Origin of the sequence: uncultured Thermus sp. (genome assembly GCF_938010445.1) — a bacterium.
GTDB lineage: Bacteria > Deinococcota > Deinococci > Deinococcales > Thermaceae > Thermus > Thermus altitudinis.
This window is the reverse complement of record NZ_CALLUR010000031.1, coordinates 1-10,211: the sequence shown is the minus strand read 5'-3', so window position 1 is coordinate 10,211 and position 10,211 is coordinate 1. Positions and strand designations below refer to the sequence as shown.

7 protein-coding genes and 1 other annotated feature are annotated in these 10,211 nt (G+C 64.4%); of the genes, 1 reads left to right on the top strand and 6 read right to left on the bottom strand.

All coding sequences use genetic code 11. The features are described 5' to 3' along the window. Window positions 1-5: 5 nt before the first annotated feature. From Q0693_RS01650 to fsa, 6 genes are all read right to left on the bottom strand, one after another. On the bottom strand, window positions 6-2,084 hold the full coding sequence (locus Q0693_RS01650) for a cation-translocating P-type ATPase (protein WP_243029631.1): 2,079 nt from the start codon (window positions 2,082-2,084) through the stop codon (window positions 6-8). 31 nt (window positions 2,085-2,115) lie between these two features. Beyond that, entirely contained in the window at window positions 2,116-2,475 is a 360-nt protein-coding gene (locus tag Q0693_RS01645; protein ID WP_243029630.1) for a metalloregulator ArsR/SmtB family transcription factor, read from the bottom strand. Between the two features lie 4 nt (window positions 2,476-2,479). Then, entirely contained in the window at window positions 2,480-3,361 is an 882-nt protein-coding gene (gene pdxS / locus Q0693_RS01640) for a pyridoxal 5'-phosphate synthase lyase subunit PdxS (RefSeq protein ID WP_243029629.1), read from the bottom strand. Between the two features lie 87 nt (window positions 3,362-3,448). After that, window positions 3,449-4,660, bottom strand: a complete 1,212-nt coding sequence (locus tag Q0693_RS01635) for a peptidoglycan DD-metalloendopeptidase family protein (protein WP_298628685.1) — start codon at window positions 4,658-4,660, stop codon at window positions 3,449-3,451. Window positions 4,661-4,783: 123 nt separating this feature from the next. Further along, window positions 4,784-6,067, bottom strand: a complete 1,284-nt coding sequence (gene rho, locus Q0693_RS01630; protein ID WP_298628683.1) for a transcription termination factor Rho — start codon at window positions 6,065-6,067, stop codon at window positions 4,784-4,786. Then, on the bottom strand, window positions 6,064-6,735 hold the full coding sequence (gene fsa / locus Q0693_RS01625; protein ID WP_243026680.1) for a fructose-6-phosphate aldolase: 672 nt from the start codon (window positions 6,733-6,735) through the stop codon (window positions 6,064-6,066). The genes rho and fsa overlap by 4 nt, the downstream gene beginning before the upstream one ends. A 138-nt stretch (window positions 6,736-6,873) precedes the next feature. Continuing rightward, window positions 6,874-7,108 (top strand) — a binding site (T-box leader). Between the two features lie 35 nt (window positions 7,109-7,143). Between fsa and ileS the strand changes: the two genes are divergently transcribed. Continuing rightward, window positions 7,144-10,211, top strand: a 3,068-nt coding sequence (gene ileS, locus Q0693_RS01620) for an isoleucine--tRNA ligase (RefSeq protein ID WP_298628679.1), incomplete at its 3' end; no start/stop codon positions are given.

Sequence of the window (10,211 nt, the reverse complement as noted above, 5' to 3'; positions counted from 1 at the left end):
CCCGACTATACCCGGCTCCACAGGAGGCGCAAACTGTTCAGCGTCACCAATACTAAGGCCCCATTGTCTGCCAACACTGCAGCCCAAAGCCCTGTATACCCCAACAGGGTAGTGATGAGCACCAACCCCTTGAAGCCCAGCGCCAAAGCGAGGTTCTGCCTCACCACCCCCAAGGTCTTGCGGCTTAGGCGTATGGCCCTGGGCAGGGCCGTGAGGGAAAGAAGCCCCACATCGGCAGCCCTCAAAGCAGCCTCCGTTCCCTCCACCACCGCCAGCCCCACCGTGGCCCGGGCCAAAGCAGGGGTATCGTTCACCCCATCCCCCACCATGGCCACCCCACCCCTTTCCGCCAGTTCCTCCACCAACCGGAGTTTGTCCACGGGGGAAAGGCCGGCCTTCACCTCGTGGACCGAAAGCCCCAACTGGGCAACCGAGGCCAAAGCCGAGGCCTCTCGGTCCCCGGTCAAAAGGAAAGGCTTAAGCCCCAAAGAGCGAAGGCCCTTTATGGCCTCCCTAGCCTCGGGCCGGGGTTCATCCTGGAAAACCAAGAGGGCCAAGGGCTCACCTTCCCGCAGCAAAAGGGACAGGCTATACCCCTCCCAAGCCTCCACCTGCCGCCTTAGGTCCTGGGGAAGGTCCGCCACCTCGGGGCGTACCAAGCCCACCTCCTGCCCCCCAACCCGGGCAAAGGCCCCCAGGCCAGGTTGCGTGCGATGCCCCTCAGCGGGTAAGGCCATACCCTCCGCCTCCCGCACCGCTCGGGCCAGGGGATGCCCTGAGCCTTCGGCCACCGCCTTGGCCAAGGCCAAGGCCTCTTCCCGGGAGACCCCAAAGGGAACCACCTCCACCAGCTTGGGCCGCCCGAGGGTCAGGGTACCCGTCTTGTCCAGGGCCACAAAGGTTACCCTGCCCAACCGTTCCAAGGCGGCCCCCGTCTTGAAGAGAACCCCGCTCCGGGCCCCCCGGGCCACCCCGGCGGCGATCGCCGCCGGCACGGAAACCACCAAGGCACAGGGACAGGCGATGAGGAGGAGGGCCAAGGCCTTGTACACATGTCCTAGGAAATCCCCCTGGAAAAGGGGCAGGATGAAGGCCACCACACCGGCCAAGAAAAGCACCGCTGGCGTATAACGACGGCTAAAGGCGTCCACCACCCGCTCCACCTGGCTCTTCTTGGCCAAGGCCTCCTCGGCCATGCGCTCCATCTGGGCCAGGAAACCTTCCCTGGGCAGGCGCTCCACCCTTAGGACCAGGCTTCCCTCCACCAGGAGGCTACCCCCATAGACCCGGTCCCCTGTCCCCTTAGGCTGAGGCAAGGGTTCCCCCGTAAAAGCCGCCTCCTCCACAGCCCCTTCTCCCGCCAGCACCACCCCGTCGGCGGGGACCCGTTCCCCCGGGGGCACGCGCACCAGGTCCCCCACCTCAAGGGCGCTCAGGGGCACCTCCTCCAACCCGCCCTCCTTCAAGCGGTAGGCCCTCTGGGGAAGAAGCTCTCCCAAAGCAAAAAGGGCCTTTCTGGCCTGGGCCACGGAGTAGGCCTCCAGCACCTCCCCCACCAGAAAGAGGAAGACCACCAAGCCGGCCTCCGCCTCGGCGCCGATGAACAGAGCCCCCAAGGTGGCCACCGTGACCAAGGCCTGCATGCTGAAGGGGTTTTGCCGGAATAGGGCTGCCGCCCGACGGGCCAAGGGGAACACCCCCACCAAGGCGGCCAAAGCGTAGGCCCAGGTGGCCAAGGACGGTACAAAACGGGAACCCAAAAAGGCTCCAAGGAGAAGCCCTCCCGAAGCCAAGGCCCATGCCCAAGGCCCGGGAAGGCGGGGGTCCCAGGCCCCACTTTTCTTCTGTCCCCCGATTTCCGAGACCTGGGTTGGAACCAGGCGGTAACCCAAGGCGGCCACCGCCATCTCGGCTTCCTTCTCCGCCTGGGGAACCTCGAGGTGGAGATAGGCCTTCCCACTGGCAAAGCTCACCTCAGCCCGCACCACCCCGGGAACCCGGGAGAGGGCCTTCTCCACCTTCAAGGCGCAGTCGGCGCAGTCCATCCCTTCCACCTGGAACACGCGAACCCTGGGGGCCTCCATGCCCCCAGGGTAGCCTCGTTTGAGTGACTATTCAAGTATTCTCGGCCGCGTGCTCCAAAGCCCCATCCAGAAGCCGCTCCACATGCTCATCCGCCAGGCGGTAATAGACCTGCTTTCCCTCCCGGCGGAAGGCCACCAGCCTAGCCTGGCGTAGGAGCCTAAGCTGGTGGCTTACCGCAGAAACCGAAACCCCGGCCAAAAGGGCTAGGTCGCACACGCAAAGCTCCCCCGCCGCCCTCAAGGCCAAGAGAAGGCGCATCCGGGTGGGATCGGCCAAGGCCTTGAGGAGGAGAGCGGCTTCCTTAAGCACCGCCTCCTGCGGCAAGCCGGCACGGGCCTGGGCCACCCGCTCGGGGTGGATCTCGTAGACCCCGCAGACCGCCTTGGCCATGCCCTCACCAGCCCCGCTTGGCCAAGCGCTCCTCCTCCTTAAGCTGGTCTAGGTTGATGCCCACCATGGGCTCACCCAGGTCCTCGGAAACCTCGGCCAACACCTCGGGGTCGTTAAAGTGGGTCACCGCCCGCACGATGGCCCGGGCCCGCTTCCTGGGATCACCGGACTTGAAGATGCCGCTACCCACGAAAACCCCATCCATCCCCAGGTGCATCATCAAGGCGGCGTCGGCGGGGGTGGCGATGCCGCCAGCGGCAAAGTTCACCACCGGGAGGCGGCCATGCTCATGGACCCAGCGAACCAGCTCCAAGGGAGCCCCGATCTCCTTGGCGTAGGCCACCAGCTCGTCCTCCCTCAGGGATTGGACGTAGCGGATCTGTTTCCACATGGTGCGGGCGTGGCGCACCGCCTCCACCACGTTGCCCGTACCCGCCTCCCCCTTGGTGCGAATCATGGCCGCCCCTTCGGCGATCCGCCTCAGGGCCTCCCCCAGGTCCCGGGCCCCGTTCACAAAGGGCACCTTGAACTTCCACTTGTCAATGTGGTGCTCCTCGTCCGCAGGGGTAAGGACCTCGGACTCGTCAATGAAGTCCACCCCGATGGCCTCGAGGATCATGGCCTCCACGAAGTGGCCAATGCGCACCTTGGCCATCACGGGAATGGAAACCGCCGCCATGATCTCCTTGATCACCTTGGGGTCGGACATGCGGGCCACGCCCCCCTGGGCCCGGATGTCGGCGGGCACCCTCTCCAGGGCCATCACCGCCACCGCTCCCGCCTCCTCGGCGATCACCGCCTGCTCGGGGGTGGTCACGTCCATGATCACCCCACCCTTGAACATCTCGGCGAAGCCGGTCTTGATCTGGAAGGTTCCCTTCTCCATCCCGTCCTCCATCCTCCAGCTTACCGCCCAGAGGGTCAAGCCAAAAGAAGCCGGGGGCCCAAAGGCCCCCGGTCCGCTCACGTACGCCTAAGGGAGGTAGGCCAAGGGGTTACGGGCCACCCCGCCCACCCGTACCTCAAAGTGCAGGTGGGGACCCGTGGACCATCCCGTGGAGCCCACGTAGCCGATTACCTGCCCGGCCTCCACCCACTGGCCAGGCCGCACCGCGATGCGGGACATGTGGGCGTAAAGGGTTTCCACCCCCCCTCCATGGTCCAGCACCACGTGGAAACCATAGCCCATGGAGCTCCAACCCGCCACCTCAACCTGGCCCGCCTTGGCGGCCACGATGGGGGTACCATAGGGCGCTGCCAGATCAATCCCCGTGTGGTAGCGCTGGAAAGCCCCCCGCTGGCCAAAGTAGGTGGTGATGCGGAACCCCGAAAGGGGCCAGCGCATGCCCCCCTCCTGGTAGCTCACCCGGCGCACCTGGGGCTGTTGGGTCTGGGCGCGCCGCACCTCCCGTGTACGCTGCTGAGCCAAAGCCCGTTGCTGGGCCAAGGCCTGCTGCCGTCGCCTCTCCTCCGCTAGGCGCCTAAGCTCCTCCTGGCGGCGGCGTTCCGCCTCGAGGCGCGCCTTGCGCTCCTCCTCCTGCTTGGCCAAAAGGCGCTGGTAGGTGGTCTTGGCCTGGATACCGGGCAGGAGTACCAAATCGCCAGGGCGAAGCTCTGTGGGGTTCTCCACCCCATTGGCTCGGGCCACCTGCACCGGAGAAAGGCCAAAGCGGGCTGCTAGGTCCACCAAGGTTTCCCCCTCGGGCAAGGCCACCAGCAAGCCCTTGGCTTTTTTAGGAACGTACAAGACACCACCTGCTACCAAGCGATCCAAGCTCTCCAAAGAGGGATTGGCGGAAACCAGTTCCAGGATAGATATTCCAAACCGGCTAGCCACGCTTTGCAGGGTATCTCCCGGGCGAACGCGGTAGGTCTCCACTCCAGGAGGTATACGGGGAGGACGTTCCTTTTCGGCCGTCAGCGGGATAAGAATCCGCTGCCCAGGTTGCAAGCGGTCGCTTTGCAAGCCGGTGGACCACATGATGTGCTTGGGGTCTACCTCATAGCGGGCGGCGATCCCCGCCAAGGTATCCCCAGGCTTGACCACGTAGAGAACCCACCCCTTATTGGCCGCCCGGCCCACCTCCACCGTGTTCTCGGGAAGGGGAAAGGGGCTAAGAACAGGCAGCTTAGCGAAGGCCAAAGAGGAAACCAAAAGCCATAAACTTCCCCATATTCCCCGCAACGCTCACCTCCAAACGAACCTAACCCCAACCTCGGGGGGATTATACCAGGGGCAAGCGGGGCCAATGCAAGGGGCAAAGGACCCTGGGGGGCGGAAACCCCGCCCCCCAGGGAAGAATCCCGCCTAGCGGGCAGCCAAAGAAGCCAGAAACTCCTTGTTGTTCTTGGTGCGCGCCAAGCGGGCGAGGAGCATCTCCATGGCCTCCGCCGGATCCATGTCCGCCAAGACCTTGCGCAAAAGCCACATCTTGTGGACCACCTCCTCACCCAACAGGAGCTCCTCCCGACGGGTACCGGACTTCAGGATGTCTATGGCCGGGAAGATGCGGCGCTCCTCGAGGCGACGGGAAAGGTGGAGCTCCATGTTCCCCGTCCCCTTGAACTCCTCAAAGATCACATCGTCCATGCGGCTTCCCGTCTCCACCAAGGCGGTGGCCAGGATGGTGAGGCTACCCCCGCCCCGGATGTTGCGGGCTGCCCCCAGGAAACGCTTGGGGAAGTAGAGGGCCGCGGAGTCCAAACCGCCGGAAAGGGTGCGGCCCGTGGGCGGGGTCACCAGGTTGTTGGCCCGGGCTAGGCGGGTGATGGAATCCAGAAGGATCATCACGTGCCCCCCTTCCTCCACGATGCGCTTGGCCCTTTCGTGCACGAACTCCGCCACCCGGATGTGGTTCTGGGGCGGCTCGTCAAAGGTGCTGGCGATGACCTCGGCCCCCTGGACGCTTTCCCGGAAGTCCGTGACCTCCTCCGGCCGCTCGTCAATGAGGAGCACGATCACCCTGATGTCGGGCTCGTTCTTCAAGACGGCGTTGGCAATCTTCTTAAGCAGGGTGGTCTTACCCGCTTTGGGCGGGGCCACAATCAGCCCCCGCTGGCCCCGACCAATGGGGGCAAGAAGGTCTATGACCCGGGTGGAGAGCTCATCCGGGGTGGTTTCCAGCCGGATCTGCCGGTCGGGGAACTGGGGGATGAGCTCGTCAAAGCGGGGCCGGTTCCTGGCCGCTTCGGGGTCCAGGTCGTTCACCGCCTCCACCTTAAGGAGGGTGCCGTAGCGCTCGTTCTCCCGGGGCGGCCGTACCCGGCCCACGATGTAGTCCCCGCTTCTTAAGGCATACTGGCGAATGAGCCCGGCGGACACGATGGCGACCCTGGATTCCAGGTTGTACAGGTTTTCGGTAATGAAGCCATACCCATCCGGGCTGATCTCCAGGTACCCCTTGACCAGCTGCAAGCCCTCCCCCTGGGTCTGCCGTTCCAGGAGGGCCATGATGAGCTGGTCCTTCTTCATGCGCTTGTAGTTCTCGATCCCCGCCTCCTGGGCCAGGAGGTGCAACTCCGGCAGGATCTTGGCCGCAAGTTCCTGGTACGTCAGGGGCGCTTCTTGATGGATCTCCGCTTTTCTCCTCATGGCTTGACCTTCTCCCAATCCTCCATAAAGCGCTTAAGACCTATGTCCGTAAGCGGGTGCTTGAGCAGCTGTTTGAACACCCCGTAGGGCATGGTGGCGATGTCTGCCCCCAAAAGGGCGGCCTCCGTAACATGACGGGGGTGGCGGATGGAGGCGGCGATGACCCTCACCGGCAGGTTCTGCACCTGGATCAGCTCCACAATCTCCCGCAACAACTCTCCCCCATCCCAGGAGATATCGTCCACCCGCCCCAAAAAGGGGGAGACATAGCTTGCCCCTGCCCGGGCCGCCAGCAGAGCCTGGTTGGCGGAGAAGATCAGGGTCATATTAACCTTAACCCCTTCAGCGGCAAGCCGCTTGCAGGCCTTCAAACCCTCCTCGGTGGTGGGCAGCTTAACCACAATCTGGGGGTGGATGGCCGCAAGCCGCCGTCCTTCCGCCACCATGGCCTCCGCCTCCAAGGTGGTCACCTCTGCGGACACGGGCCCCTTCACCACCTCGCATATGGTCCGTAGGTGGGCGAACAAAACCTCCTCCGTCAGCTTGGCTCCGCGACCCGCATACTCCTTCGCCACCAGGGTGGGGTTGGTGGTCACCCCGGAGAGCACTCCCCAAGCAGCGATCTCCCGTATCTCCTCCAAGTTGGCGGTATCCAAGTACAGCTCCATGAGCACTCCTTTTGTCGGGAAGCGGACCGGCTTAGCTCGATTCTAGCAGACCCAACCGGGGCGTTGTCAAGGAAGGGGAAGGGCTGCTAGGATGGGCTTAGCCGCCAACGGGGGATTTTACCCCAGGAGGCGGTAGCTGTAAAGGCGAGGATGGGGAGAGTACCCCTTTCCAATAGCCCCAAGCGAGCCGGGGAGGGTGGAAGCCCGGTGGTGAGGAAAGGTGGGAAGATCACCCCGGAGCCGCGGGAGGAAAGGGGCTAAGGCCCTGAGTAATGCCCGCCGGGTGCGCCCGTAATCGCGCCAATGAGAGCCTGGAGGCTTCCTCCAGGAAGCGCGGTGGTACCGCGGAAGCCCTTGCGCTTTCGTCCGCGCCCAAAGGGCGCGGGCGTTTCTTTAAGGGAGGAAGGCATGTTCAAGGAGGTCGGCGAACCCAACTTTCCCAGGCTGGAGGAAGAGGTTCTGGAGTTTTGGAAGCGGGAGAGGATCTTTGAAAGAAGCGTGGAAAACCGCCAGGGGAGGCCCCGTTACACCATTTACGAAGGCCCCCCCACCGCCAACGGCATGCCCCACGTGGGCCACGCCCAAGCCCGCAGCTACAAGGACCTTTTCCCCCGCTACAAGACCATGCGGGGCTACTACGTGCCCCGCCGGGCCGGATGGGATACCCACGGCCTTCCGGTGGAGCTGGAGGTGGAGAAGAAGCTAGGCCTTAAAAACAAGCGGGAGATCGAGGCCTACGGCATTGAGCGCTTCAACCAAGCCTGCCGGGAGTCGGTCTTCACCTACGAGAAGGAATGGGAAGCCTTTACGGAGCGCATCGCCTACTGGGTGGATCTCAAGAACGCCTACGCCACCCTGCACCCCACCTATGTGGAAAGCATCTGGTGGAGCCTGAAGAACCTCTTTGACCGGGGGCTCCTTTACCGAGACCAGAAGGTGGTGCCCTACTGCCCCCGGTGTGGCACCCCCCTTTCCTCCCACGAGCTCTCCCTGGGCTACAAGGAGATCACCGACCCCTCGGTCTACGTGCGCCTGCCCCTTCGGGAACCGGGGAAGGTGGGGTTAGAAAGGGCCAGCCTCCTCATCTGGACCACCACCCCCTGGACCCTGCCCGGAAACGTGGCGGCGGCGGTCCACCCGGAGTTCACCTATGGGGCCTTTGCCGTGGGGGAGGAGGTGGTGATCCTGGAGGAAACCCTGGGGCGCCAGCTCCTGGGCGAGGAAACCCCTATGGTAAAGACCTTCACGGGAAGGGAACTGGAAGGCCTGGCCTATGAACCCCCCTACCCCCAGGTCTTGCCCAAGGGGTACTTCGTGGTCCTGGCGGAGTACGTGAGCCGGGAAGACGGCACGGGCATCGTCCACCAGGCCCCGGCCTTCGGCGCCGAGGACCTGGATACGGCCAGGGCCTACGGCCTCCCCCTCCTCAAGACGGTGGACGAGGAAGGGAAGCTCCTGGTGGAGCCCTTTAAGGGCCTCTTCTTCCGCGAGGCCAACCGGGCCATCCTAAAAGACCTCCGCTCCCGGGGCCTCCTCTTTAAGGAGGAAAGCTACCTCCACAGCTACCCCCACTGCTGGCGCTGCTCCACCCCCCTCATGTACTACGCCACGGAAACCTGGTTCATCCGCAATACCCTTTTCAAGGAGGAGCTCATCCGCAAGAACCAGGAGATCAACTGGGTCCCACCCCACATCAAGGAGGGGCGCTACGGGGAGTGGCTTCGGAACCTGGTGGACTGGGCCCTAAGCCGCAACCGCTACTGGGGCACACCCCTTCCCATCTGGGTCTGCGCCACCTGCGGGAAAGAGGAGGCCATCGGCAGTATCCAAGAGCTTAGGGAAAGGGCCACCCACCCCCTCCCCGAGCCCTTTGATCCCCACCGCCCCTACGTGGACGGGGTGGAGCTTGCGTGCACCTGCGGGGGCACCATGCGCCGGGTGCCCTATGTCATTGACGTCTGGTACGACTCCGGGGCCATGCCCTTCGCCTCCTTGCACTACCCCTTTGAAAACCAGCTGGAGTTCCAGGAGGCCTTCCCCGCGGACTTCATCGCGGAGGGCATTGACCAGACCCGGGGCTGGTTCAACTCCCTGCACCAGCTTGGGGTGATGCTCTTCGGCTCCATCGCCTTCAGGAACGTGATCTGCCACGGCCTCATCCTGGACGAGAAGGGACAGAAGATGAGCAAGTCCAAGGGGAATGTGGTGGACCCCTGGGACATCATCCGGGAGTTCGGGGCGGATGCCTTAAGGTGGTACATCTACATCTCCGCACCCCCGGAGGCCGACCGCCGCTTTGGGCCCAACCTGGTGCGGGAAACGGTGCGGGACTACTTCTTAACCCTGTGGAACGTGTATAGCTTCTTCGTGACCTACGCCAACCTGGACCGGCCGGACCTCAGGAACCCGCCTCCCGTGGAGAAACGGCCCGAGCTGGACCGCTGGCTCCTGGCGCGGCTTCAGGACCTGATCCAAAGGGTGACGGAGGCCCTCGAGGCCTACGACCCCACCCAAAGCAGCCGCGCCCTCCGGGACTTTGTGGTGGAGGACCTCTCCCAATGGTACGTGCGCCGGGGCCGGAGGCGCTACTGGAAAAACGAGGACCCCCTGGACCGCGAGTCCGCCTACGCCACCCTGTACCAGGCCCTGGTTACCGTCAGCCAGCTTTCCGCCCCCTTCACCCCCTTCCTGGCCGAGGTGCTTTGGCAGAACCTGGTGCGCCCGGTCCACCCTGAGGCCCCTCTTTCCGTGCACCTTTCCGACTGGCCGGAGGTGGACCCGAAGCTTCTGGACCAGGAGCTGGTGGCCAAGATGCGGGCGGTGCTCAGGGTGGTGGACCTGGCCCGTTCCGCCCGGGCCAAAAGCGGGGTCAAGACCCGCATCCCCTTACCCCTTCTTCTGGTCACCGCCCCTAGCCCCTGGGAACGGGAGGGCCTACGCCACTTCGCCTCCGAAATCGCCGAGGAGCTCAACGTGAAGGAGGTGCGGGTTTTGCAACCTGGGGAGGAAGTGCTCCGCTACCGGGTCCTGCCCAACCTGAAGCTGCTGGGCAAGAAGTACGGGAGGCTTCTCCCCAAAATCCGCGAGGCCCTGGAGAAGGAGGCCTCCAGGGTGGCCCAACGGGTCCTCAAAGGGGAAAGGGTGCCCTTAACCCTGGAGGGCCAGGAGGTGGTCCTGGAGCCGGAAGAGGTGCTCCTCGAGGCCCAGGCCCCCGAGGGGTATGAGGCCCTGGAGAAGGAGGGATACGTGGCCGCCCTGGAGGTGCGGGTCACGGAGGAGCTGAAGCTTGAGGGGCTGGCCCGGGACCTGATCCGCCACCTGCAGCAAACCCGCAAGGAGATGGGCCTCAAGGTTTCCGACCGCATCCGGGTGGGCTACGAGGCGGAAGGCGCCTACCTGGAAGCCTTGAAAGGCCATGGCGGCTGGATCGCCGAGGAGGTTTTGGCCCTAGAGTTTGGGCCAGGCCTCTTCCCCGG

What these genes read in the sequence shown, in the direction of transcription:
- fsa (WP_243026680.1), bottom strand. Translation starts at nt 6,735, where the DNA reads ATGGAGCTGTACTTGGATACCGCCAACTTGGAGGAGATACGGGAGATC.
- pdxS (WP_243029629.1), bottom strand. Translation starts at nt 3,361, where the DNA reads ATGGAGAAGGGAACCTTCCAGATCAAGACCGGCTTCGCCGAGATGTTC.
- Q0693_RS01645 (WP_243029630.1), bottom strand. Translation starts at nt 2,475, where the DNA reads ATGGCCAAGGCGGTCTGCGGGGTCTACGAGATCCACCCCGAGCGGGTG.
- Q0693_RS01650 (WP_243029631.1), bottom strand. Translation starts at nt 2,084, where the DNA reads ATGGAGGCCCCCAGGGTTCGCGTGTTCCAGGTGGAAGGGATGGACTGC.
- rho (WP_298628683.1), bottom strand. Translation starts at nt 6,067, where the DNA reads ATGAGGAGAAAAGCGGAGATCCATCAAGAAGCGCCCCTGACGTACCAG.